This is a genomic window from Streptomyces sp. CC224B (assembly GCF_030010595.1).
Classification (GTDB): Bacteria; Actinomycetota; Actinomycetes; order Streptomycetales; family Streptomycetaceae; genus Streptomyces; species Streptomyces longispororuber.
Map to the genome: position 1 here is coordinate 1 of NZ_JASCXL010000043.1, position 25,015 is coordinate 25,015.

At 75.3% G+C, this 25,015-nt stretch carries 15 protein-coding genes and 1 pseudogene; 12 read left to right on the top strand and 4 right to left on the bottom strand.

Translation table 11 applies throughout. The features are described 5' to 3' along the window. Positions 1 to 126: 126 nt before the first annotated feature. A complete protein-coding gene (locus QK440_RS18605) occupies positions 127 to 2,472 on the bottom strand; it encodes an MMPL family transporter (RefSeq protein WP_282794251.1) in 2,346 nt (781 codons plus the stop codon). 363 nt (positions 2,473 to 2,835) lie between these two features. Here QK440_RS18605 and QK440_RS18610 point away from each other — a divergent pair, with 363 nt between their 5' ends. From QK440_RS18610 to QK440_RS18620, 3 genes are all read left to right on the top strand, one after another. Continuing rightward, positions 2,836 to 4,113, top strand: a complete 1,278-nt coding sequence (locus QK440_RS18610) for a sensor histidine kinase (protein ID WP_282794252.1) — start codon at positions 2,836 to 2,838, stop codon at positions 4,111 to 4,113. Next, positions 4,098 to 4,748 (top strand): response regulator transcription factor, encoded by a 651-nt coding sequence (locus QK440_RS18615; protein ID WP_282794253.1) that lies wholly within the window; start codon positions 4,098 to 4,100, stop codon positions 4,746 to 4,748. The genes QK440_RS18610 and QK440_RS18615 overlap by 16 nt, the downstream gene beginning before the upstream one ends. Before the next feature lie 95 nt (positions 4,749 to 4,843). Continuing rightward, positions 4,844 to 6,391, top strand: a complete 1,548-nt coding sequence (locus QK440_RS18620) for a DUF1996 domain-containing protein (protein ID WP_282794254.1) — start codon at positions 4,844 to 4,846, stop codon at positions 6,389 to 6,391. Positions 6,392 to 6,468: 77 nt separating this feature from the next. Here the strand turns inward: QK440_RS18620 and QK440_RS18625 are convergent, their stop codons facing one another. After that, positions 6,469 to 6,879, bottom strand: a complete 411-nt coding sequence (locus QK440_RS18625) for a hypothetical protein (protein ID WP_282794255.1) — start codon at positions 6,877 to 6,879, stop codon at positions 6,469 to 6,471. A gap of 117 nt (positions 6,880 to 6,996) precedes the next feature. Here QK440_RS18625 and QK440_RS18630 point away from each other — a divergent pair, with 117 nt between their 5' ends. The 6 genes and pseudogenes from QK440_RS18630 (at position 6,997) to QK440_RS18655 (ending at position 15,552) form a co-directional block, all read left to right on the top strand. After that, positions 6,997 to 10,122, top strand: coding sequence for an alpha-N-acetylglucosaminidase (locus tag QK440_RS18630; RefSeq protein WP_282794256.1), 3,126 nt, complete (start codon positions 6,997 to 6,999; stop codon positions 10,120 to 10,122). Between the two features lie 144 nt (positions 10,123 to 10,266). Beyond that, positions 10,267 to 10,465 (top strand): annotated as a pseudogene (locus QK440_RS18635) (tetratricopeptide repeat protein); the annotation flags it as partial. Between the two features lie 155 nt (positions 10,466 to 10,620). Continuing rightward, positions 10,621 to 12,588 (top strand): hypothetical protein, encoded by a 1,968-nt coding sequence (locus tag QK440_RS18640; protein ID WP_282794257.1) that lies wholly within the window; start codon positions 10,621 to 10,623, stop codon positions 12,586 to 12,588. Between the two features lie 121 nt (positions 12,589 to 12,709). Further along, on the top strand, positions 12,710 to 13,633 hold the full coding sequence (locus tag QK440_RS18645; RefSeq protein WP_282794258.1) for a metal-dependent hydrolase: 924 nt from the start codon (positions 12,710 to 12,712) through the stop codon (positions 13,631 to 13,633). 2 nt (positions 13,634 to 13,635) lie between these two features. Further along, positions 13,636 to 14,769, top strand: coding sequence for a PDR/VanB family oxidoreductase (locus QK440_RS18650; protein WP_282794301.1), 1,134 nt, complete (start codon positions 13,636 to 13,638; stop codon positions 14,767 to 14,769). 75 nt (positions 14,770 to 14,844) lie between these two features. Next, positions 14,845 to 15,552 carry a TetR/AcrR family transcriptional regulator gene (locus tag QK440_RS18655; RefSeq protein WP_282794259.1) on the top strand — a complete coding sequence of 236 codons (708 nt, stop codon included), beginning with the start codon at positions 14,845 to 14,847 and terminating at the stop codon, positions 15,550 to 15,552. Positions 15,553 to 15,556: 4 nt separating this feature from the next. Here QK440_RS18655 and QK440_RS18660 read toward each other — a convergent pair whose 3' ends face one another. Beyond that, positions 15,557 to 17,455, bottom strand: coding sequence for a fused response regulator/phosphatase (locus QK440_RS18660; protein ID WP_282794302.1), 1,899 nt, complete (start codon positions 17,453 to 17,455; stop codon positions 15,557 to 15,559). A 547-nt stretch (positions 17,456 to 18,002) separates the two neighbouring features. Here QK440_RS18660 and QK440_RS18665 point away from each other — a divergent pair. The 3 genes from QK440_RS18665 to QK440_RS18675 all read left to right on the top strand — a co-directional run bounded on the left by QK440_RS18665 (position 18,003) and on the right by QK440_RS18675 (position 21,726). Continuing rightward, positions 18,003 to 19,691 (top strand): glycoside hydrolase family 13 protein, encoded by a 1,689-nt coding sequence (locus QK440_RS18665; RefSeq protein ID WP_282794260.1) that lies wholly within the window; start codon positions 18,003 to 18,005, stop codon positions 19,689 to 19,691. Between the two features lie 25 nt (positions 19,692 to 19,716). Next, complete coding sequence (locus tag QK440_RS18670; RefSeq protein WP_282794261.1) at positions 19,717 to 20,790, top strand: LacI family DNA-binding transcriptional regulator; 1,074 nt, start codon at positions 19,717 to 19,719, stop codon at positions 20,788 to 20,790. A gap of 75 nt (positions 20,791 to 20,865) precedes the next feature. Continuing rightward, positions 20,866 to 21,726 (top strand): phosphatase PAP2 family protein, encoded by an 861-nt coding sequence (locus QK440_RS18675; protein ID WP_282794262.1) that lies wholly within the window; start codon positions 20,866 to 20,868, stop codon positions 21,724 to 21,726. A 58-nt stretch (positions 21,727 to 21,784) separates the two neighbouring features. Here the strand turns inward: QK440_RS18675 and QK440_RS18680 are convergent, their stop codons facing one another. Beyond that, on the bottom strand, positions 21,785 to 24,907 hold the full coding sequence (locus tag QK440_RS18680) for a bifunctional [glutamine synthetase] adenylyltransferase/[glutamine synthetase]-adenylyl-L-tyrosine phosphorylase (RefSeq protein WP_282794263.1): 3,123 nt from the start codon (positions 24,905 to 24,907) through the stop codon (positions 21,785 to 21,787). Between the last annotated feature and the right edge of the window lie 108 nt (positions 24,908 to 25,015).

Sequence of the window (25,015 nt, forward strand, 5' to 3'; positions counted from 1 at the left end):
GGGGGGCGTGCGGGGCCCCCCCCCGCGGGCTTGCCAGCCGGGCGGGCCCGCGGGTGCCTACCCCGGGTGTGGGGGGGGGGGGGGGGGGGGCCCCCCAAGCCCCGCCCAGGTGAGCCCCCCGTCCCCCTACACCCCCGCCCCCACCCGGCCCGAGCTCACGGTCGACCGGCCCCGGGGCCCCCGGGGCAGCCACCGCGGGGAACGCCAGTTCCGCTCGCCGAGGAGTGCCATCAGCGAGGGCAGCAGCACCATGCGTACCACCGTCGCGTCGAGGAGGACGGCCACGCCGAGCCCCACGCCCATCTGCTGCATGTCCTGCATGGACAGCATGCCGAACACCGCGAACACCGCGACCATGATGACCGCGGCCCCGGTCACCGCCCCGGCGGTGCGGGTGATGCCCTCGCGGATGGCGGACAGGTTGTCGAGGCCCCGGTCACGGGCCTCGCGGATCCGCGAGACCACGAACACGTGGTAGTCCATCGACAGGCCGAACAGGACGACGAGGACGAACAGCGGCATCCAGTTCTCGATGGCGCCGACCTTCTCGGAGCCGATCAGGGAGGCGCCCCAGCCGTGCTGGAAGACCGCGGTCATGACCCCGTACGCGGCGCCCACGGAGAGCAGGTTGAGGGCGATCGACGTCACCGCGATCACCACCGAGCGGAAGCTGACCAGCATCAGCAGGAAGGTGACGGCGGCGATGAAGAGGAAGACCGGGAGGATGCCGTCGCCGAGCTGGTCGGTGAAGTCCCGCGACTCGGCCAGGTCCCCGCCGACATACGCCTCGACGCCACCGCCACCGCCACCACCGCCACCGCCACCGCCAGCACCAGCACCAGCACCAGCACCAGCACCAGCACCAGCAGGGCCAGCACCGCCCTCAGCCCCGCCACCGTCAGCACGGCCACCCTCAGCCCCGCGAGACCCATCAGCCCCGCCGCCACGAGCCCCGGCCGCCGTCCCGCGTACCTCGTTCCGGAACTCCCGTACCTCCGACCGGAGGTCGTCCAGGGCCTTCCTCGCGGCCGCGTCCGTGCCCGTGCCCGGCAGCGGCACCTCCAGGACGGCGACGCGTTCGGCGCGGTGGAGGGTCAGCTCGGCGCCCTTGCCCGCCTTCGCGGTGAGCGCGCGCAGCCCGTCCCGGACCGGGGCGGCGTCGAGGCCGCCGGCGGTGTCGGCGCGGACGACCACGCGGGCGGGGGCCGGGCCGCCCGGGAACGTGCCGGTGATCTCCCGGTACGCGACGGACAGCGGCGCGTCGGAGCCGAACTGCTTCTCCAGGCCCAGCTGTTCGGTCTTCATGCCGAGCGCGGGCGCGGCCAGCAGGAGCAGCAGTCCCGCCGATGCGGCGGCGAAGAGCCGCGGCCTGGCGAGCACCGGCCGCACGAGGGACCCGGCGAGCGACCCGCCGGCGTGGGCGCCCTTGCGGGAGCGGCGGTGGAGGAAGGGGACGCGTCCGGCGTCGACGCGGTCGCCGAGCCAGGCGAGCAGCGCCGGCAGGACGGTCACGGAGCCGAGCATGGCCACGCACACCACGAGGATGGTGGCGACGGCGAAGCCCTTGAAGAGGAGCAGCCCGGACAGGAACAGTCCGGCCATGGCCACCATCACGGTGAGGCCGGAGACGAGGACCGCGCGCCCGCTGGTGGCGGCGGCGATCCGCAGGGCGGTGTCGGCGTCGTGGCCCGCGGCCCGCTCGTCGCGCTCGCGCCGCAGGTAGAACAGGCAGTAGTCGACGCCGACGGCGAGCCCCATCAGGAACATCACCGAGTACGTCGTCTCGAACAGGTGCACCGCGTGGCTGACCAGGCCGAGGAGCCCGAAGGCGGCGACGCACGCGGTCAGCGCGAGCCCGACCGGCAGCAGCGCGGCGACGACCGCGCCGAAGGCGACGACGAGGATGCCGAGGGCCAGCGGCACGGCCGTGAACTCGGCCTTCCGCAGGTCGTCGGCGAGCAGGTCGTCCAGGTGCTTCTCGGAGCTGGCGTCGCCGAACTGGTGGATGGCCACGCCGTGCCCCGCCCGCGCGTCCCGGACGTCGTCGACCGCGTCGAGCACCGGCTGGACCCGGTCGGCGGCCCGGTCGGACGGGCCCTTGATCTCGAAGCGGAGCAGCGCGTCCCGGCCGTCGGCGGAGCGCAGCGGCGCCCGTACCCTCGTCGTCTCGCCGGTCCGCTCGACGGCGGCGGCGACGTCCGCGGCCGCCTCGCGCCAGCCGTCGGGCGTACGCGCGCTGACGAGGACGAGTTCGCCCGCCGGGTCGTCGATGCCCGCGTCGTCGAGGATCTTCGCGGCCCGGGCCGAGTCGCCGGTGCCCATCTCGCTCTCGTCGGCGGTGACGACCCCCGTCGCGCCACCGACGACCGTGGCGAGCACCACGAACAACAGCCAGCCCAGGATGGCTTTCCTGCGATGGTGTGCGCTCCACACCCCTAGTCGTGCCGCGAGGTTCCGCCTCTTGGCGTCCATGGCCTTCGCCCCCATTGCTCTGCGTGACGTGAACGGATCCGTGTGGCGTCGACGAGCCCGTCTGACGTGTACGGATCGACGCGGTTCACGCTAGGAACGGGCGCGGGGCGGCCCCAGCCGTCGAGGCCCCCTGCCGCTGAAGCACAGGGCGAGGCCGGGAGGTGTCGTCAGGTACACCCCTGGTGCGGGGGCGGGGCCGAGTGACCGGACCCGCCCCCACCAGGGAGACTGTCCTCGTGCCCGGCGGCCCGAGCACGAGCGGGACGTACGGGGCCGGGGGCGGCAGGGCGCGTGGGGACACCGCCGGGCGCGTACGCGGCACGCCGGACGCCGCGGGGGCGGTCGGATGAGGAGAGGGACAGCATGAAGACGTCGAGGGTGCGCGAGAGCCTGCTCGCGGGAGCGCGCGGCCTGTATCTGGCGAGCGCGTCGCTGGCCGGGTCCATCACGCTGTTCGTGTTCGCGGTGGTGTCGCTCGTGCTGATCCCGCTGGGGATCGGGCTGTTCACCACGCCCTCGGTGCTGCTGGCCGTACGCAGGTTCGCGACGCTGCACCGGGTGCAGGCCGGGGAGTGGGCGGACGTGGGCATCGCGGTGCCCTACCGCCGGGAGCCCGCGCGGCCGCGGCCCGGCCTGGCCGGGCAGGTGGCGCGCTGCACGCGGATGCTGAAGGACCCGGCGACCTGGCGGGACCTCCAGTGGCTGCTCGCCCACATGACGTTCGGCACCGTGCTGGCGCTGATCCCGCCCGTCCTGGTGCTGTACATGCTCTACGGCTGGGTGCTCGCCTGCGGCGTGTGGAAGCCGATCTACGAGGCCGGCGGCGGCGAGTGGTACGCGTTCATCCACGTCACCTCGCAGAGCGCAGCGTTCGCCGCGGCCGCGCTCGGCACGGCCCTGTTCATCGTGAGCCTGTACGTGAACCGGCCGCTGCTGCGCGCCCACTTCCTGCTGTCGCGGACCCTGCTCGCGCCCACCGCCACCATGCGGGAGCGGGAACTGGCGCTGCGCGTCGGCCGCCTGGAGGAGACCCGGCACGACGCGGTGGACAGCTCCGCCGCCGAGCTGCGGCGCATCGAGCGCGATCTGCACGACGGCGCGCAGGCCCGGCTGGTCGCCATGGGCATGGACCTCGGCACCATCGAGGCGATCGTGGAGAAGGACCCCGCCAAGGCCAAGGAGATGATCGCCAAGGCCCGGCAGAACTCCGGCGAGGCCCTGACCGAACTGCGCGACCTGGTCCGCGGCATCCATCCGCCGGTCCTCGCCGAGCGCGGCCTCGGCGACGCGGTGCGGGCGCTCGCGCTGCGGCTGCCGGTGGCGACGGACGTGGACGTGGAGCTGCCGGGCCGGGTGGACGCGTCGGTGGAGGCGGCGGCGTACTTCGCGGTCAGCGAGGTCCTGACGAACGCGGTGAAGTACGCGCACGCGGACCGGGTCTGGGTGGACGTGCACCACGCGGACGGCATGCTGCGGATCGCGGTCACGGACGACGGCAGGGGCGGTGCCGTGATCGGCGCCGGCACGGGGCTGAGCGGCGTCGAACGGCGGCTCGGTACATTCGACGGCGTACTGGCCGTCAGCAGCCCCGTTGGCGGCCCGACCATGGTGACCATGGAGATCCCTTGCGAGTTGTCCTAGCCGAAGATCTCTTCCTGCTGCGTGACGGCCTGGTGCGGATGCTGGAGGCGTTCGACTTCGAGATCGCGGCTGCCGTCGAGTCCGGACCCGAGCTGACCAAGGCCCTCGCGGAGCTGGAGCCGGACGTCGCCGTCGTCGACGTCCGGCTGCCGCCGTCGCACACCGACGAGGGCCTGCAGTGCGCCCTCGCCGCGCGCCGCGCCCGGCCGGGCCTGCCGGTGCTCGTACTCTCCCAGCACGTCGAGCAGTTGTACGCGCGTGAGCTGCTCGCCGACGGCAACGGCGGGGTCGGCTACCTCCTGAAGGACCGGGTGTTCGACGCCGAGCAGTTCGTCGACGCGGTACGCCGGGTCGCCGCGGGCGGCACCGCCATGGACCCGACCGTCATCCAGCAGCTCCTCACGCGCCGCTCCGGCAACGAGCCGCTGGGCGCGCTGACCCCGCGCGAGCGGGAGGTCCTGGAGCTGATGGCGCAAGGGCGCTCCAACGCCGCGATCGCCGCGCAGCTCGTGGTGACCGAGCGGGCCATCGCCAAGCACACGTCCAACATCTTCGCGAAGCTCGGCCTGCCGGTCTCGGACGACGACAACCGCCGTGTCCTCGCGGTCCTCGCCTTCCTCGACCAAGGGCGCTGATCAACTGACGCCGCGCGAAGGGGACTTCACGGACTTCCCCCGGGGAACTTCCCGCCGCTTTGAACGCGGTGGGTCCGTGGCGCGTACGTAGTCCCATGGGACGCACCACACGACGCACGTCACGAAAACGACCGAAGCTGGCCGGCCGGGCGATCACCGCGTCGGCGGCGCTCATCCTGGGCGGCGGCGGACTCGTCGCGGTGAATGTCTACGCGAACGCCGAGGACAGCCCGCCGCCGGACGCCCGGAGCCGGAGCCAGGTCCAGGGCGGCGCGGCGGAGGCCACCACCATCCGCTGCCCGGACGTGGGCAACGAGCTGCCCGAGGTCCCGGCGGACGCCCGGGCCGAGGTGGACCGCGAACTCGCCGCCCTGGACACGCAGATCACCCAGGCCTACGCGCGGTTCGCCGAGGCCGACACCGCCGGGGAGCGGAACGCGGTCCTCGGGCCGCTGGAGGAGCGGCGGCGGCCGGCCATCGACACCATCCAGGCCGCGATCGAACGCGGCGGCCGGGCGTCGGCCCCGGCGTCGGCTCCGGCCGCGAAGGAACTCGACCGGCTCGACAGCATGGCGCCCTGCACCCTGCGCGCCGACGACGACGGCCCGCCGGGAGGCGGCCAGGACCAGGGCCCGGGCCAGGACCAGGACCAGAACTCGGATCAGGGGCCCGGGCAAGGGCAGGACCAAGGCCAGGGCCAGGACCAAGGCCAGGGCCAGGATCAAGGTCCGGGGCAGGGGCAGGGGCAGGCGGGGAACGGGCCCGAGGCCGGGGACTTCGTCGACATCACCTCCGTACGGCCCAACGTCCAGAAGCCGCGCAAGCAGCGCGGCGCGTCACGCGGAACCTTCACCACGCGCTGCGGCACCAACCGGAACGGCAAGTTCAACCCGGACAACGTCATCGTCGCGCCCGGCGTGAGCAACGGCGCCCACCACATGCACGACTACGTCGGCAACCAGGAGACCGACGCCTTCTCCAGCGACCAGGAACTCGCCGGGGGCCGCACGAGCTGCCGCAACCAGGGCGACAGGTCGACGTACTACTGGCCCGTGCTGCGGCTCCAGAACGGCACCGACGAGGACGACGCCGACGCGGACGGCGGCGGCCGGGACAAGAACGTGGGCGAGATCCAGACACCGGAGCAGGTCACGCTGGAGTTCGTCGGCAGCCCCGTCGGCAAGGTGACCGCGATGCCGCGGTTCCTGCGCATCATCACCGGTGACGCCAAGGCGTTCACCAACGGCGACGCGAACGCCAACGCCTCGTGGAGCTGCACCGGGTTCGAGAACCGGCAGCTCAAGGACAAGTACCCGATCTGTCCCGAGGGCAGTGAGGTGGTGCGCACCTTCGCCTTCCAGAGCTGCTGGGACGGGCGGAACACGGACAGCGCCAACCACCGTACGCACGTGGCGTTCGCCGACCCGCGCAGCGGGCGCTGCCCCCGTGGCTTCCGCGCCATCCCGCAGCTCGTGCAGCGCGTGGTGTACGACGTGCCGCCGGGGCCCGGGTTCGCCGTCGACTCCTTCCCCGAGCAACTGCACAAACCGGTCACCGATCACGGTGACTTCATCAACGTCTTCGACGAGCGGTTGATGCGGCGGGTGGCGCAGTGCATCAATGAGAACCGCCGCTGCGCCTGAGCACCACGGCTGCGCTCCGCTGGGGCGCGGGGTTACCGCGGCTCGGCCCTGGCCGGGTGCGCAGTTCCCCGCGCCCCTTACGGGGCGTCCGTGTGATGGGTGGAGTGTTCCAGGGTTCCGCCCAGGTGGGCGCGCAGAGTGGTGAGGGTCCGGGGGGTGCCTACGGCTACCCATTTGCGGCCGACCAGGTACATGCCGCCGTAGTCCTTGGCCTGGTTGAGCCAGTCGGGTTCGCCGCGGTCGGTGGCGAAGGTGGCGAGGACGAAGCGGCCGGCTCCGGTGCGGCAGTTGGCCTGGCGCAGCTCCTGCGCGTCCGTCTGCACGGCGGGCGCGCACTCGGCCTTCGCCGCCAGCTCCTCCAGGGTGCCGGTCGCCGTCGGCGGGACCCGCTCCCCGGGGGCGTCGCCGTCGGCCGCGAGGCCGGCGGCGATCACCAGGCCGATCGCGGTGGCCGAAACCGCCCCCGCCGCCCACACCATGCTCCTCATCCGTCACTCCCGTCTCGCCAGGTGATGTGAACGCGCCGTGTCCGTTCGTTCCGTTCCGCCCCGCTGACCGCGCGGATACCGTGCGCCGCAGCCATCGACGTGACGCAGGGGGTACACATGGACGGACCAACGCGACGCTCGGTACTCGGCACCGCCGGCGCCCTCGGCCTCACCGGCCTGGGCGCCGCCTACGGCCCCGCCCTTCCGGCCCGCGCGGCCGAGAGCCCCGTACGGGTCCCCGCCTTCGATACGGATGCGGCGCGCGCCGTGCTCAACCGGCGGCTTCCGCACCACGCGGACCAGTTCCGGCTCAGACTCGTCCCGGCCGCCGGAGGCCGGGACCGCTTCCGGGTGTCCGGTGCCCCGGGGCGCGTCGAGGTGACCGGGACCACTCCGGCCGTCCTGCTCACCGGGGTCCACTGGTACCTGAAGTACGTCTGCGACGCGCACCTCACCTGGAACGGCGGCCAACTCGACCTGCCGCGGCGGCTGCCCGCGCCCGCGCGCCCGCTGACGCGCTCCACCGCGCTCCCGCACCGGTTCGCGCTCAACGACACCAACGACGGCTACACCGCGCCGTACGCGGACTGGCCGTACTGGGAGTGCATGATCGACATCCTGGCGCTGCACGGCTGCAACGAGGTGTTCGTCATCGCGGGCATGGAGGACGTCTACCACCGCCTCCTGAAGGACTTCCGGTACACCGACGCCGAGTCCCGCTCCTGGCTGCCCGCGCCCTCGCACCAGCCGTGGTGGCTGCTGCAGAACCTGTCCGGCTACGGCGGCCCGCTCTCGCCCGAGCTCATAGCCCGGCGCGCCGCGCTGGGGCGGCGGATCGTGGACCGGCTGCGCGAGCTGGGCATGGCGCCGGTGCTGCCCGGCTACTACGGGCACGTCCCGGACGGCTTCGTCGAGCGCAACGGCGGTGACGCGCGGGTGATACCGCAGGGCACCTGGCACGGCTTCGAGCGCCCCGACTGGCTCGACCCGCGCACGGACGCCTTCGCGCGGGTCGCCGCGTCCTTCTACCGCCACCAGCGGGAGGTGTTCGGCGCGGCCGGGCACTTCAAGATGGACCTGCTGCACGAGGGCGGCACCGCGGGCGACGTGCCGGTACCGGACGCCGCGCGCGGCGTGGAGCGGGCCCTGCGCGCCGCGCACCCCGGCGCGATCTGGGTGATCCTCGGCTGGCAGGACAACCCGCTGCCCGCGCTGCTCGACGCCGTCGACAAGTCGAGGATGCTGATCGTCGACGGCGTCTCCGACCGGTACGCGAGCGTCACCGACCGCGAGAAGGACTGGGGCTCCACGCCGTACTGCTTCGGCACCATCCCCAACTTCGGCGGGCGCACCACCATCGGCGCCCGCACCCACCTGTGGCAGGAGAGGTTCTTCGCCTGGCGCGACAAGCCCGGCAGCGCGCTCGCCGGCACCGCGTACCTGCCCGAGGCCACCGACCGCGACCCGGCCGCCTTCGAGCTCTTCTCCGAGCTGGCCTGGCGCGACGACCTGGACCGGACTGCGTGGTTCCCCGCCTACGCCGACTTCCGCTACGGCGGGCGCGACCGCGCCGCCCGCGCCGCGTGGCGCGCCCTGCGCGACACGGCGTACCGGCACACCGCGCTGGAGCGCAGCGACCCGCACGACTCGCTGTTCGCCGCCCGGCCCGACCTGTCCGCGAACCGCGCCGCCGAGTACGCGCCACGCGCCCTCACCTACGACCCCGCCCGCTTCGACGCCGCGCTCGCCGGGCTGCTCGCGGTGGCGCCCGGGCTGCGCCGCAGCGCCGCGTACCGGTACGACCTCGTGGACGTGGCCCGCCAGGCCCTCGCCCACCGCAGCCGTCAGCTCCTGCCGCAGCTCAGGTCGGCGTACGAGCGCAAGGACCAGGACACCTTCCGCGCCCTGTCGACGCTGTGGCTGCGGCTGATGCGGCTCGCCGACGACGTCACGGGCGCCCACGAGGCGTTCCTGCTCGGCCCCTGGATCGAGGACGCGCGGCGGCTGGCGACGAACGACACCGAGCGCGCCGAGTTCGAGCGCACCGCGAAGGTCCTCATCACGGTGTGGGGCGACCGCCCCACCTCGGAGGGCGGCAAGCTGCACGACTACGGCAACCGCGAGTGGAACGGGCTGCTGCGCGACTTCTACACTCCCCGCTGGCAGCGCTGGCTGGACGAGCTGGCCGACGCGCTCGCGGCCGGGCGCCCGCCGCGGCCGGTGGACTGGTTCGGCGCGTTCGAGGAGCCGTGGACGCGGGAGCGCAAGGACTACCCGCTGCGGCCGGTCGCGGACGCGCACCGCACCGCCGCGCGCGTCCACGACGTCCTCGCCCGGGCGCCCTACCAGGGCTCCCTGGACGTCACCGCCGAGCCGCCCGCGTTCCCGCCCGGCGGCAGCGCCCGCCTGGAGGCCCGCTTCCGCAACGTCAACGGGCTGCGCGCCACCGGCCGCGTCGACTTCACGCTCACCGGCCTCGACGCCGCGCCCGAAGGACCGACGTCCCTGCCCCGCGTGCCTCCGGGCGGCACCGGCACGGTCGCCTGGCGCGTCAGCGCCTCCGACACCCCGCTCGACCGGCCCCTGCGCCCGCTCCCGTACACCCTCACCGCGCGGTACGGCCCCCTGGGCGAGAAGCGCGTCCGGACCGTGCACGAGGGCACCCTCTTCGTGGCGGGGCCGATCGGCCCCGGCTGGCGCACGTACACCACCAACGACGCCGTCTTCGGCGAGCTGGACGGGCGGTACGCGATCCACGGCGGCGGCGCCGACCTGTGGCGGGCCACCGCCGAGTTCGGCACCCTCTACCGGCCGGGGGCCCTGCGCGACGGGGTCTCCGTCACGGTGCGCGTCGACTCCCAGGCGGCCACCGGCCCGTGGGCCCGCGCGGGCCTCATCGCCCGCAACTCCCTGTCCACCCCGGGCTCCCCCGGCTTCCTCAACCTGGCCGTGACCCCCGCGAACGGGGTCGTCCTCTCCTACGACACCACCGGCAACGGCACCCTGGACACCTACCGGCGCGTCACCGGGGTGAAGGCACCGGTGCTGCTGCGGCTGTCCCGGGCGGGCGGTTCCTTCACGGGAGAGCTGTCCACGGACGACGGGACGACATGGCGCACGGTCGCCACGGTGCCCGTCCCCGGCGCGGCCGCGACCCAGGACGTAGGGATGTTCATGACGGCCACCAACGGCGGCACGGAAGCCCGCGGCACAGCGGAGTTCAGCGCCTGGCGCCTGACCTGAGCCCCCGGCCGGGGCTTCGCCCCTGGCCCCCCGGACCCCCTGCACCACCGTTGTCGGCTGTCCGTGATCCGCCGCTCCGCGACGGATGTTCCCCCACCCGCCCGCCCTCCCCAGGGCGGGCGACCGGGCGAGTCAGGGGCATCCGAACTGGACGCGCCCGGCGAGGAATTGGACGACGCCGTCCGGGCGACGCTCGCCCTGTGTCTGGCCGACGCCGGGCGTGCCCGCGAGGGCGTCGGTCTCGCCGTCGGCGCCCTCGCCGCGCTACCAGCGCTCGATGGCCGCCTACGCCCGCCTCCTCGCCGAGCCCGAGGCCGGGAGGTCCAGCCCGTCCGGCGCTTGAGGACAAGACCGGGAGATCCAGCCCGTCCGGCGCTTGAGGACGAGGTGCGGAGCGCCGAGGGAGCGGGGTCCATGGGCGGTGGCCCCTGGCGGTGCCCCGCGCGGGTGCCGGGCCCCGCCGGGTGACCGTCGGCGCATTCGCTCGTTTTGCCGAACGTGCCGTCATCCCAGTCCACCTCGCCGCCCCCGCCCTCCGCACCGACCCCGCGCGACGCCCCGGCCCCCGGCCGGACCGGGCGCCCGGCCGGCCCCGCCGCGGCCGTCGTCGACGTCGAGCAGGCCGAGGCCGCCCTCGTCGAGCACTACCCCCGCCTGGTCCGCCTCGCCTACCTGGTCCTGCCGCCCGGCCTCGGCCGCAGCCGCCGGGTCCTGACCGCGCACGCGCTCGCGCAGCGGGCCCTGCCCCGCGGCCGCGCCCGGGCGGCGGTCGTACCGGACCAGCGCGGCACGGGCCAGGGCCGGGCCGGGAGCCCCGGTTACACGTACGTACGCGGCCAGGTGCTGCGCGCCGCGCTGGAGGCCGGGCTGCCGCTGCGCCGCCGGGCCTGGCCCAAGCGGGCCCAGCTCCCGCCGGGCCTGCCCCAGGTGTGGGGCCTGCGGCTGTTCCCGCGCTCGGGCGGCGCCGACGAACTCGCCCTGGACCAGCGGCTCGCCGCGCTGTCCGGGCCCGCCCGGGCCGCGTACGTGCTGCGCGGCCTGGAACGCCTCCCGGACGACGAGGTGCGCCGCGCCCTCGCGGCCGCCGGAGCCGCCGACCCGGACGCCGCGCTGACCGAGGCCGACGGCGTCGGGGCCCGGTACGCGCTCCTGGAGTCGCCGGAGTTCGACCCCTGCTCCCTCCAGGCCAGGCCCACCGACCTGGTGCGGCGCAGGCAGCACCTGCGGGCCGCGGCCGTCGCCGCCGTCGCCGCCCTGGTGTGCGGGGCGCTGCTCGCCATGCCCGGCGACGGCTGGGGCCCGGACGGCGCCGCCGCGCCCCCGTACGCGAAGAACCCCGCGGCCGAGGCCGCCCTCGACCCCGCCAAGCTGACGAGGGTCGCGCCCGCCGCCTGGAAGCGGTCCCCGCGCACCGACTTCACCGCCTGGCCCGCGCGCGGTGAACTCACCGGCGACACCGCCCTGCTGCGGCGCGCGCTCGCGGTGTGGGCGCGGCCCGGCGCGTCCGTGCGGGTCTCGGCGACGCCCGGCACGCCGGCGGGGGCGCCGCCCGGCCCCGCGCAGCTCCTGTTCGCCGGGGAGGTGGACGCGGCGCGGGTGGTGCTGCTCCACGACGGCCTGCGCGTCGCGCGGTACGCCGAGCCGAAGGAGGGCACCGGCGGCGCCGCGCTCGACCTCGCCCGGACCGACGGCGCCACCGCGGCCGACGCCGGGGCCGTCGTCCTCGGCCGCTCCGACGGCAACGTCCGCTATCTGACGGCGCCCTGGGTGCGGGAGGCGGCCGTCCGCGACCTGCTGGAGCCGTCCGCCGCGGCCGCCCCCTTGACGCGCGGTGCCGACGGCGTCACCGCGCCGTTCGCGAGCCCCGCCCTGGCCCGCGACTGCCGTACCTGGAACGCGCTCCAGCTCCGCGACCGGGACGGCACCACGCGGCTCGCCACCGACCTCGGCGAGCTGGTCCCCGCGCGCCTGACCGCGGGCCGGCCGGACGCGCCCCGCGAGGCCACCGCCGCCGACTGGACGCGCACCGCGTGCTCGCTCGCCGCCGCGCGGTCGCACGGCGTACGGGCCGTGCACGCCTGGTCGTACGCCGCTCAGCCCCTGCCCGACGGCAGCGGGCAGGCGCGCTGGGTGTGCACGCGGGCGGAGACCTGGCGCGGCGCGGGGAGCCGGGTGCTCGCCCAGGTGGTGACCCCCGGCGCGACGGCCGGCGCCGTCGCCGCGAAGGCGGAGGGGGTGCCCGCGTGCGGCGAGCGGGAGCCCCGGGTGCTCGCGGGCGTGCTGTGGAAGGCCCGGACCGGCGACTGGTACGTGTTGGCCGCGGGCAGCGAGGACGTGACGTCGGTGCGGGTCTCGGGCCGCGACCCGGTCCCCGGCAGCGCCGCCGTGCTCCCCGCCGAGCGCGGCGAACGCCTCCACCTCACCGCGCGGCTCGCCGACGGCACGCGGCTCACCTCCCTCCACTGAGCGGCCCGGCCGCCGCGTACGGCACCGCGTCCGTCCGCCCCCCCTCCCCGGGGGCGGGCGGACGCGGAAAAGCGGGTTCCGAGGGGTGTACCCGGCGGTTACCCGGCCGTACATTGACGCCATGTCTCATAAGCAGGCCCGGTTCCCCCAGCCCGTCGCCTCCGAGCACATACCGCTCAAGGCCCGCGCCGTCTCCTTCTCCTGGGACGACACGCCCCTCCACTGGCTGCCGGGCGACCCCTTCACCACGCACACGATCAACGTCCTGCACCTGCTCCTGCCCGCCGGTGAGCGGTGGTTCGTGCACGTGTACAAGCAGGCGCTGCCCCTGGTGCGGGACGAGCGGCTGCGCGCGGACGTCATCGGGTTCATCGGCCAGGAGGCCATGCACTCCCAGGCCCACGACGCGGTCCTGCCGCACCTGCGGGAGCAGGGCCTCGACCCGGCCCCGTACACCGCGCAGGTCGACTGGCTCTTCGAGAGGCTGCTCGGCGACCGGACGCTGCCGCCGGGCCGGGCGCGCCGGTGGTGGCTGCTCGAGCGGGTCGCCCTCATCGCGGCCATCGAGCACTGCACGGCCTTCCTCGGCGACTGGGTGCTCAACGCCGAGGAGCTGGACCGGCGGGGCGCCGACCCGACCATGCTGGACCTGCTGCGCTGGCACGGCGCGGAGGAGGTCGAGCACCGCTCGGTCGCCTTCGACCTGTTCCTGCACCTGGACGGCGGCTACCCGCGCCGCGTCCGCACCTGGGCCACCGCCTTCACCGCCCTGGTGTTCCTGTGGCAGCGCGGCACCCGCTTCTTCCTGGAGCACGACCCGACGCTCACCGGTGCGGCGGCCCGCAAGGCGACCTTCGGGGACTTCCGCCGCAGCGGGCGCGCCGGCACGCTGCCCACCACCGGCGCCATGCTCCGTTCCATCCCCCGCTATCTGAGCCGCTCGTACCATCCCTCGCGGGAGGGCAGCACCGCGCAGGCGGTCGCGTACCTCGCCTCGTCCCCCGCCGCCACCGCCGCCGAGGCCCGCGCGAACGGAGCCGCGTGACCATGGTTCCACCGCGCCCCCTCCCGCCGCGCGCCTTCCCGCCCGGCACCGCGCTGCCCCGCACCGCCCGCGCCGCCCTGCTGGTCACCGGGGCCGCCCTCCTCGCCGGCCGCGCCCGGCGCGCCCTGCGCCGCCGCGTCGCGGCGTCCCCGCTGTGGCCGCTGCCCGCCCTGGACGAACCCGTCTCGGGGCGGCCGCGCCCCCGGCCGCTGCGGCTGCGCGTCGCCCGGCACGAGCGGATCGCCGACGGCGTCGTGCGACTGCGCCTGGAGGGCGCGGACCTGCCCGCCTGGGAGCCGGGCGCCCACCTGGACCTCGTGCTGCCGTCGGGGCGTGTCCGGCAGTACTCGCTGTGCGGCGACCCCGCGGACACCTCCTCGTACACCGTCGCCGTACGCCGGATCGGCGCGGACGCGGGCGGGCGCGGCGGGTCGCGCGAGGTGCACGAGGCGCTGCGCCCGGGCCGCGAGGTCGAGGTCCGCGGGCCGCGCAACCGCTTCCCGCTGACCGCCGACGCCCCGGCGTACGTGTTCGTCGCGGGCGGCATCGGCATCACCCCGGTGCTGCCCATGGTCCGGGCCGTCGAGGCCCGCGGCGGCACGTGGCGGCTGCTGTACTGCGGGCGCGGCCGGGCCTCCATGCCGTTCCTGGAGGAGGTGGAGGAGTTCGGCCGGCAGCGGGTCGCCGTGGTCGCCGGGGACGAGGACGGGCGGCCGGACGTCGCCGGGTTCCTCGCGGGCGCCGCGGGCGACGGCGCCGCCGTGTACGCGTGCGGGCCCGAGGGCCTCATGGACGCCGTCGCCGCGGCGCTGCCCGGCACCTGCTCGCTGCACCTGGAGCGGTTCGCGCCCCGCGCCGCGGCCGGCGGGGGCGGCCATGCCTTCGAGGTCGAACTGCGGCGCAGCGGACGCACGGTGGCCGTCGGCCCGGACACCACGGTGCTCGCCGCCGTCCGCGCGGCGCTGCCGGGCACGGCGTACTCCTGCGAGCAGGGTTTCTGCGGCACGTGCCAACAGCGCGTCCTGGAAGGGGAGATCGAGCACCGGGACGAGCTGCTCACCGACGCGGAGCGGAGCGGCACGATGCTGCTCTGCGTGTCGCGGGCGCGCGGCGAGCGGATCGTCCTGGACCTGTGACGGCGCCCAGGGCGGGCGCGAACGGGCGGCTCGGGGCGTCCGTTCCCGGCCGGAACGTATCGGTATTGTGTTCGCATGACTACCGGGACGCGGCGCAGGATGGGTGTCGAGGAGCGGCGGCAGCAGTTGATCGGGGTCGCGCTCGAACTGTTCAGCCACCGCTCGCCGGAGGACGTCTCCATCGACGAGATAGCCACGGCCGCCGGCATCTCGCGCCCGCTCGTGTACCACTACTTCCCCGGAAAGCTCAGCCTGTACGAGGCGGCGCTGCGGCGGGCCGCCGACGAGCTGGCCGAGCGGTTCGTGGAGCCGCACGAGGGGCCGCTCGGGGCGCGCCTGCTGCGGGTGACGGGCCGGTTCTTCGGCTTCGTCGACGAGCACGGGCCCGGCTTCTCCGCGCTGATGCGCGGCGGCCCCGCCGTCGGCTCCTCGACGACCAACGCCCTCATCGACTCGGTGCGGCAGGCGGCGTACGAGCAGATCATCGCGCACCTGGGCATCAGCGCCCCGTCCGCGCGCCTGGAGCTGGTGGTCCGCTCGTGGATCTCGCTCGCCGAGTCCACGGCGCTCATCTGGCTGGACGGCCGCCGCGTCCCGCGCGCCGAGCTCGAACTGCAACTGGTGCACGACTTCGCGGCGTTGGCCGCGGTCAGTGCCGCCTACGATCCGGAGATGGCCGAGCTGCTCGCCGTCCTGCTGGCGAACGAGCCGGCCGACGGCCCGTTCGCGGACCTGCTGACGCGGCTCGCCGCGCTCGCGCCGGCCGCGACGCTGCCGTCGTAGCCTCCTAGGGCCGGTACGGGCCCGTGCCGGTGAGGCGCAGGGCGACCAGGGCGATGTCGTCCTCGCGCTCCCGGCCGAAGCAGGCGAAGAGCGTGTCGCACAGGTCCGCCACCCCGGGCGGCGCCTCGGCGGCGGCGAGGCGCAGGTGCTCCATCGACAGGGCGAGGTCGGTGCCGCGCGTCTCGATCAGGCCGTCGGTGACCATCAGGAGCCGGTCCGCGGGCGTGAGGCGGACCTCCGTCGGCGCGGGCCGCTTCAGGCCGAGGCCGAGCAACGCCCCGCCGGCCTCCACGTACTCGGCCGTGCCGGCGTCGCGGACGAGCAGCGGCGGGATGTGGCCGGCGTTGGCGACGCGGGCCCGGCCCGATTCCGGATCGATGAGCGTCAGGCACATCGTGGCCGTGGTCTCCGGGTGGTAGCGCTGGAGCATGGAGTCGAGGCGCTCGGTGAGCACACCGGGGTCCGGGTCCTCCAGGCAGTAGGCGCGCAGCGCGTGGCGCAGCTCCACCATCACCGTGGCCGCGTCGAGCGAGTGCCCGGCGACGTCGCCGATACCGACGAGGGCGCCCGCGGGCGTGGGCAGCGCCGCGTAGAAGTCGCCGCCGATCTCCGCCTGCCGGGAGGCGGGTTCGTAGCGCACGACGACCTCCGTGCCGGGCAGGTGCGGCAGCCGGCTCGGCAGGAAGCTGCGCTGGAGCGTGAGGGCGACGTGGCGCTCCTTCTCGTACATCAGCAGCTGCTCGGCCACGCGCGCGGTCGCGTGGGCCAGGCGCACCAGATCGTCGGCGTGCTCGCGCGCGTAGGCCGGGGTCGCCAGGCAGACCGGGGCGTGGTCGTCGCGGGTGCGGGCGAGGGCGAGCAGCGCGCCGTCGGGCAGCGCGAGCCGCAGGCCGGCGGACAGCGTGTCCGGGGGCGTGAGCAGGGTCTCGCGCGGTGCGAGCAGTGCGTCACCGGAGGGCGTGACCAGGCTCTCGCCGGGCGGCGCGCGCAGGGACTGCTCGGGCACGGCCCACACCCGCCGGGTGCCCTCGGCCGCGTCGTGGCCGTCGGTACGGGAGCCGTTGCCCGGGCCGAGGCGGTCGCGGCCCGGCCGAGGGAGGCCGCGGTTCTGCTCCGGCATGTCGTGGCCCGGCCCCGGGGTGCCCGGGCCGAAGAAGCCCTCGGGCCACACCGGGGCGGGGATCACCGTGCTGTGGGCGCCGGTCCGGCCCGACATCAGGCTGCGCATCAGCCGGGCCACGGCGTCGTGCGCGCCCTGGTCCGGCAGGGCGGCGGCGGCCCGGCGGCGGGAGAGGCCGCGGTGCATCTCGCCCTCGTCGCCGAGGACGAAGGCCGCGGCGGGCGCCCCGCTGACCCGGGAGGCCTGCGCCGCCGCGGTGTCGGCCAGCTCGCCCGGGCAGCCCGCGGACTGCACGTCGAGGACGGCCTCGGCGAGGAGCGTGAGCCGGCCGGCGCGGGTCCGGTCGGCGGTGCGGCGCCGGGCGACGCGGGCGGCGGCGCGCACCACCGCCTGGATCTCCTCCGGCTCGGCGGGCACGCTCAAGTACGCCTCGCCGCCCGCGTCCAGGCCCCGGCAGCGGTGCACCGAGCCGTGGGCGACGGCGGAGAAGTGCACGACGGGCACGGCCGCGGTCGACGGAGAATCCTTCATCCGGCGGCACAGGTCGAAGCCGTTCATGTCGGGCAGGCCGACGTCGATGAGCGCCACGTCCGGCAGTTCGCCGGCGCGCAGGCCGACGTCGAGGGCGATCAGGGCCTCGCTGGCGCTGCCGGCGAGGATGACGTGGTGGCCGACGCGGCGCAGTACGGCGCTCAGCGCGTACCGGCTGGCCGGCGCGTCGTCGACCACCAGGACCGTGGTGGTGTGCACCCAGGCCTCCTCGTGGTCCTCGACGGTTTCCATGACGCCCACGCGGACATCCCCCAGGAGCGGCTGACGGCAGCAGGCCACCCGGCCCACTCTCGGATCGTCTCCCCACGCTAGCGTTCCGGCACCGTCGAGGGGAGCGCACGGCAGCCGTACGCCCCCATTGGTGGCATACGCGCAACCCCGCCCGCCGCGGGTCGGGTTCTCGGTAGAATCCGCTCTTCGCACGCCCTGCCCCCGGTGTCCCTCGGTGCGTTCCGGCCCGTTTGGACACTTCAGGCACTGCCGACACCGCAGGTGGTCCCGGCACTTCACGGGGTACCGGCACGTCACGGGGTACCGGCACGTCACGTGGTGCCGGCACTTCAGGTGCTTTCGCCGCTTCAGGTGCTTCCGCTGCTTCCGCTGCTTACGGTGCTGCCGTACCGTCCGCCCCGCAGACGCTCCGCGCCCGCCCGCCCCGTGCGCCGCCGCACCGGCCCGCTCGTGACCTCCGCCTCCCGCCGGGCGTTCTCCAGGGTGTCCGGCTCCCTGGGCACGACGCCGGGAGCACCGCAGCCGACCCGTACCGGCAAGGGACTCCATGACCCAGCACCTCACCGACGTCACGGCCGACGAGACCGAGCACCGCGACGCCGCGGGGCGCACCGGCTGGTGGCGCGACGCCGTCATCTACCAGGTGTATCCGCGCAGCTTCGCCGACTCCAACGGCGACGGCATGGGCGACCTGCGCGGCGTCATCGCCCGTCTGCCCCATCTGAGACGCCTCGGCGTCGACGCCGTGTGGCTCTCGCCGTTCTACGCCTCGCCGCAGGCCGACGCCGGGTACGACGTGGCGGACTACCGCGCGGTGGACCCGGTGTTCGGCACCCTCGCCGACGCCGACGACCTGGTGCGCGCCGCGCACGGGCTCGGCCTGCGCGTGATCGTCGACATCGTGCCGAACCACTGCTCGGACCGGCACGCGTGGTTCCGCCGGGCCCTCGCCGAGGGGCCCGGCTCGCCGCTGCGGGAACGGTTCCACTTCCGCCCCGGCAAGGGCCCGCGCGGCGAACTGCCGCCGAACGACTGGGAGTCGGTGTTCGGCGGCCCGGCGTGGACGCGCACGGCCGACGGGGAGTGGTACCTCCACCTCTTCGCGCCCGAGCAGCCCGACTTCAACTGGGACCACCCGGCCGTGCACGAGGAGTTCCGCTCCGTGCTGCGGTTCTGGCTCGACCTCGGCGTCGACGGCTTCCGCGTCGACGTGGCGCACGGCCTGGTCAAGGCGCCCGGCCTGCCGGACGTCGGCCGCGGCGAGCAGGTCAAGCTGCTCGGCGTCCGGCCCACGCCGTACTTCGACCAGGACGGCGTGCACGAGGTCTACCGCGACTGGCGCGCCGTCCTGGACGCGTACGACGGCGAGCGCATCGCCGTCGCCGAGGCGTGGACGCCGACGGTGGAGCGCAGCGCGCTGTACCTGCGCCCGGACGAGCTGCACCAGGCCTTCAACTTCACCTATCTGACGACGGGGTGGGACGCCGTCGCGCTGCGGGCCGTCATCGACCGCTCGCTGGCGGCCATGAACGCCGTCGGCGCCCCGGCGACCTGGGTCCTGTCCAACCACGACGTGGTCCGGCACACCACGCGCTTCTCCGACGGCGACCCGGCGCGCGGCCTGCGCCGGGCCCGCGCGGCGACGCTGCTGATGCTGGCGCTGCCCGGGTCGGCGTACCTGTACCAGGGCGAGGAGCTGGGCCTGCCGGAGGTCACGGACCTGCCCGACGAGGTGCGCCAGGACCCGGCGTTCTTCCGCGGCTCCGGGCAGGACGGGCCCGGGCAGGAGGGCAGGCGCGACGGCTGCCGGGTGCCGCTGCCCTGGTCGGGGACGAAGCCGCCGTTCGGCTTCGGACCGGCCGAGGGCGGGCCGAGCTGGCTGCCGCAGCCGGCCGCCTGGAAGGACCTCACCGTCGAGGCACAGGAGCGCGACCCGGACTCCACGCTCCAGCTCTACCGGGCGGCGCTTGCGCTGCGCCGCGAGCACCCGGCGCTGGGGGCGGGCGAGTCCGTGGAGTGGCTGGACACCCCGCCGGGCGTCCTCGCCTTCCGCAGGCGCGCGGCGGACCGCTCCCTCGTGGTCACCGTGAACCTCACGGACCGGCCGGTGGCGCTGCCCGTCCCCGGGGAGCTGCTCCTGTGCAGCGGCCACGCGCACGCGCCCGGCGCGCCGTTGGGCGGCTGCGAGTCGGCGGCCGTGCTGCCGCCCGACGTGACGGTCTGGTGGGCAGCGTGAGGGCCGCCCGGTACAGTCCGGTGCTGTGACCGCGCGACTGGCCGACATCGCAGCCCAGGCGGGGGTCAGCGAGGCGACCGTGAGCCGGGTCCTGAACGGCAAGCCGGGCGTCGCTGCGGCCACCCGCCAGTCCGTGCTCGCCGCGCTCGACGTCCTCGGCTACGACAGGCCCGTACGGCTGCGCCGGCGCAGCGCGGGCCTCGTCGGCCTGATCACGCCCGAGCTGGAGAACCCGATATTCCCCGCGCTCGCCCAGGTCATCGGGCAAGCCCTGACCCGGCAGGGGTATACGCCGGTCCTGGCCACCCAGACGCCCGGCGGCTCCACCGAGGACGAGCTGACCGAGATGCTGGTGGACCGGGGCGTCGCGGGCATCATCTTCGTGTCGGGGCTGCACGCGGACACCACGGCGGACACGTCGCGCTACGAGCGGCTGCGGGCCCAGGGCGTGCCGTTCGTCCTCGTCGACGGCTTCTCCCCGGCCGTGCGGGCCCCGTTCATCTCGCCCGACGACCGCGCGGCGATGCGCCTCGCGGTGACCCACCTGTCCTCGCTCGGCCACACCCGGATCGGCCTGGCGCTCGGACCGCGCCGCTTCGTGCCGGTGCAACGCAAGATGGAGGGGTTCACCCGCACCATGCGGGAGCGCTTCGCGCTGGCGCCGGACGCCGTGGAGGCGGACCTCGTCGAGCACTCCCTGTACACGCTCGAAGGCGGTCAGGCCGCGGCGTCCGCGCTCCTGGACCGCGGCTGCACGGCGGTCGTCTGCGCCAGCGACATGATGGCGCTCGGCGCGGTGCGGGCCGTGCGGGACCGGGGGCTGCGGGTGCCGGACGACGTCTCCGTCGTGGGTTTCGACGACTCGGTGCTCATCGCCTTCACGGACCCGCCCCTGACCACGATCCGCAAGCCCGTCCCGGCGATGGGCCAGGCCGCCGTGCGCACCCTCCTGGAGGAGATCGCGGGGACGCCCGCGCCGCACAGCGAGTTCGTCTTCCTGCCGGAGCTGGTCGTACGGGGTTCAACGGCCATGTGCCCGCCCGCCCGGCCGGGTGCGGGGCGGCCCCTGGGGGACCGGCCCGAAGCGTCTCGTCCCTGAGGTGTAGGGCGTGCGCCCGGAACCCATCGGGGGGATGATCTGAGGGGAGGCGGGCATCTGGCAGACTCTCTGCCCATGGGTGAGATGACTGTGACGACACTGGAAGGCCGCCAGCGGCCCACCACATCACCCATCGCGGGCGCGTCCGATGACCGCAATGGGCGGAATGTCCTGCGCCGGCTGCGCACGCCCCGGCGGCCGCGCCTGTGGTTCGAGATCCTGTTGATCGCGGTGAGTTACTGGACGTACTCACTGGTCCGCAACGCGGTGCCGGAGCAGAAGACGGCGGCGCTGCGCAACGCGGACTGGCTCTGGGACCTGGAGCAGACCCTCGGCATCGCCGTGGAGCGCTCGGTCAACCACGCCGTGGACTCGGTGACATGGCTGATCGTGGGCATGAACTACTACTACGCGACGCTGCACTTCGTCGTCACGCTGGGTGTCCTCGTGTGGCTGTACCGCAGTCATCCCGGCCGGTACGCGGCCACGCGCCTGGTGCTGTTCGCGACCACGGCGGTGGCCCTCCTCGGCTACTACCTGTATCCGCTGGCGCCGCCGCGGCTGGTGCCCGGCGGGGACTTCATCGACACGGTCATCGCGCACAACACCTGGGGCTCGATGGCCTCCGGCGACCTGAAGAACATGTCGAACCAGTACGCCGCGATGCCGTCGATGCACATCGGCTGGTCGCTGTGGTGCGGCCTGACCATCTTCGCGCTGGCGTCCGTGCCCTGGGTGAGGGTCCTGGGGCTGCTGTACCCGGTGGCGACGCTCGTCGTCATCGTCGCCACCGCGAACCACTTCTGGCTGGACGCGGTGGGCGGCATGATCTGCCTGGCCTTCGGTTACGCGGTGGTACGGCTCTGGTACGGGCGGCTTCCGTACGCCCTGCCGCAGCACGTCGAACCCGTGGCGGTGACCCGCTCCAGGTCCTGAGGGGGCCGCGGCCGCTCCAGGAGACCTGTGAGGGGCCCTTCGGCCCCGCCCAGGGGTGTCAGGCGCCGTAGAAGCGGTCCTCCACCACGGCGCGGGCCCGGCGGGTGGTGCGGCGGTAGTCCTCCAGCATGTCCCCGACGTGACCGGACTCGTAACCCAAGTAACGGCCGACGGCCGCGAGTTCCCGCCCGTCGGAGGGGAAGGTGTCCCCGGCCCGCCCGCGGACGAGCATCACGGCGTTGCGCACCCGGGTGGCGAGCACCCACGCCTCGTCGAGGATCTGCGCCTCGTCCGCCGGGATGAGGCGGGCGGCGCACGCCGCGGCGAGGGCCTCGCGGGTGCGGGTGGTGCGCAGGCCGGGTTCGGCCCAGCCGTGCCGGAGCTGGAGGAGCTGGACGGTCCACTCGACGTCGGAGAGGCCGCCGCGGCCGAGCTTGGCGTGCAGGGTGGGGTCGGCGCCGCGCGGCAGCCGCTCGGTCTCCATGCGGGCCTTGAGGCGGCGGATCTCGCGCACGGCCTCGTCGCCGATGCCCTCGGCGGGGTAGCGCAGCGGGTCGGCCAGCTCGATGAAGGCGGCCCCCAGGTCGGCGTCGCCCGCGACGGGCTCGGCGCGCAGCAGCGCCTGGGACTCCCAGCCGAGGGACCAGCGGCGGTAGTACGCCGCGTACGACTTGAGGGTGCGCACCAGGGGGCCGCTCTTGCCCTCGGGGCGCAGGTCGGCGTCGATGAGCAGCGGCGGGTCGGCGGTGGGGAGCTGGAGGAGGCGGCGCATCTCGGCGACGACGGTGTTGGCCGCCTTCGCCGCCTCCTGCTCGTCGACGCCCTCGCGCGGCTGGTGCACGAACAGGACGTCGGCGTCGGAGCCGTAGCCCAGTTCGCGGCCGCCGAAGCGGCCCATGCCGATGACGGCGAACCGGGTGGGCAGCTCGTCGCCCCAGTGGCCGCGGACGACGGCGCGCAGGGCGCCCGCGAGGGTGGCGGCCGTGAGGTCGGAGACGGCCGCGCCGACGCGGTTCACCAGGGCGCCCGCGGCGGACCCGCCCGCGGCGCCGACCCCGGTGCCGGCCGCGCCGTCCGCGGACCCGCCGGCGGCTTCGGCCGCGGTGCCGGCCGCGGTGCCGCCTTCCGTGCCGTACGAGGCGATGAGGTCGGCGGCCACGGTGCGGAACAGCTCGCGGCGGCGCACCCCGCGGGCCGCGGCCACCGCCTGCTCGGGCCCGTCGGCGCGGCCCACGGCGGCCAGGACCTCCTGTTCGAGCGCGGCTCGGCCGCGGGGTTCGAGGCCGCGCTCGTCGCCGAGCAGGGCGACCGCCTCGGGGGCGCGAAGCAGCAGGTCGGGGGCGAGGCGCCCGGCCGAGAGGACGCGGGCGAGGTTCTCCGCCGCCGCGCCCTCGTCCCGCAGCAGGCGCAGGTACCAGGGGGTCTTGCCGAGCGCGTCGGACACCTTGCGGAAGCCGAGGAGGCCCGCGTCCGGGTCGGCGGAGTCCGCGAACCAGCCGAGCAGCACCGGCAGCAGCGTGCGCTGGATGGCGGCCTTGCGGGAGACGCCGGAGGCGAGGGCCTCCAGGTGGCGCAGGGCGGCGGCCGGGTCGGCGTACCCGAGGGCGACGAGCCGCTCGCGGGCCGCCTCGGTGCTCAGCCGGGTCCCGCCGGACGGGGGTCCGTCCGCTCGGGCGAAGTCGAGGGTGGGGGGAAGCTGGGCGACGGCGTCGAGCAGCGGGCGGTAGAAGAGCTTCTCGTGCAGGCGGCGGACGACGGAGGTGTGCCGCTTCCAGGCGCGCCCGAGCTCGGTGATGGGCTCGGTGCGCATGCCCAGGGAGCGGCCGATGCGGCGCAGGTCGGCGTCGTTCTCGGGCACCAGGTGGGTGCGGCGCAGCCGGTGGAGCTGGATGCGGTGCTCCAGGGAGCGCAGGAAGCGGTACGCGTCCTCCAGCTGGGCGGCGTCGACGCGGCCGACGTAGCCGCCGGCGGCGAGCGCGGCCAGGGCGTCGAGCGTCGTACCGCTGCGCAGCGAGGCGTCCGCGCGGCCGTGCACCAACTGCAGGAGCTGGACGGCGAATTCGACGTCGCGCAGGCCGCCGGGGCCGAGCTTGAGCTCGCGGTCCACCTCGCCCACCGGGATGTTGGCCACCACGCGGCGGCGCATCTGCTGCACGTCGGCGACGAAGTTCTCCCGCTCGGCGGCCTGCCACACCAGCGGGGCGACGGCGGCGCAGTACTCCTCGCCCAGCTCGGCGTCGCCGGCCACGGGCCGGGCCTTGAGCAGCGCCTGGAACTCCCAGGTCTTGGCCCAGCGCTGGTAGTAGGCGATGTGCGAGGACAGGGTGCGCACGAGCGGGCCGTTGCGGCCCTCGGGGCGGAGGTTGGCGTCGACGGGCCAGATGGTGCCCTCGACGGTGGTGTCGGAGCAGATCCGCATCAGGTGCGAGGCGAGCCGGGTCGCGGCCTGGAGCGCCTTGTCCTCACCGGTGCCTTCACCCGCGCCCTCCGCGGCTTCCGCGACGAAGATGACGTCCACGTCGGAGACGTAGTTCAGCTCGTGGCCGCCGCACTTGCCCATGGCGATCACCGCGAGGCGGCACTTGGCGGCGTCCTCCGGCGCGGCGGCGCGGGCCAGGGCGAGCGCGGCGCGGAGCGTCGCGGTGGCGAGGTCGGCCAGCTCGGCCGCGGTCTGGGCGATGTCGGTGGTGCCGCACACGTCGCGGGCGGCGATGGACAGCAGGCAGCGGCGGTAGGCCACGCGCAGCGCGTCGGGGTCGGTGGCCGCGGCGAGGCCGCGCTCGAACTCCTCGACGCCGGGGTGCAGGTCGGCCGCCTCGTAGGTGACCAGGGCGCGCCAGTCGCCCGGGTGCCGGGCGAGGTGGTCGGCGAGCGCCTCGGAGGCGCCGAGGACGCCGAGCAGCCGGTCGCGCAGCGGCTTGGAGCTGACGAGGGTGTCGAGCAGCTCGCGGCGGTCGGTGCCCTGGTCGTCGGGGGACTGCGCCTCCACGAGGCGGACGAGGCCGAGCAGGGCCAGGTCGGGGTCGGCGGTGGCGCCGAGCGCGTCGAGGAGGACCGGGTCGGTGCGCACGGCGTCGAGACCGGGCGCGGCGAGCAGCCGCTCGGCGGCCGAGGGGTCCGTGAAACCGTGCCGCAGCAGCCGGGTGAACGTGCTGCTCCTGCGCCCTTGCGGCAACGTCATGCCCGCGCCCTTCGCTCGCCTGTTCCTGGCCAGAGCCTACCGAGCGGCGCCGACGCGCGGTCCGGGGCGTTCCTCCGCCCCGCGTGCGGGGCCCGCCCCGGGGCGGGA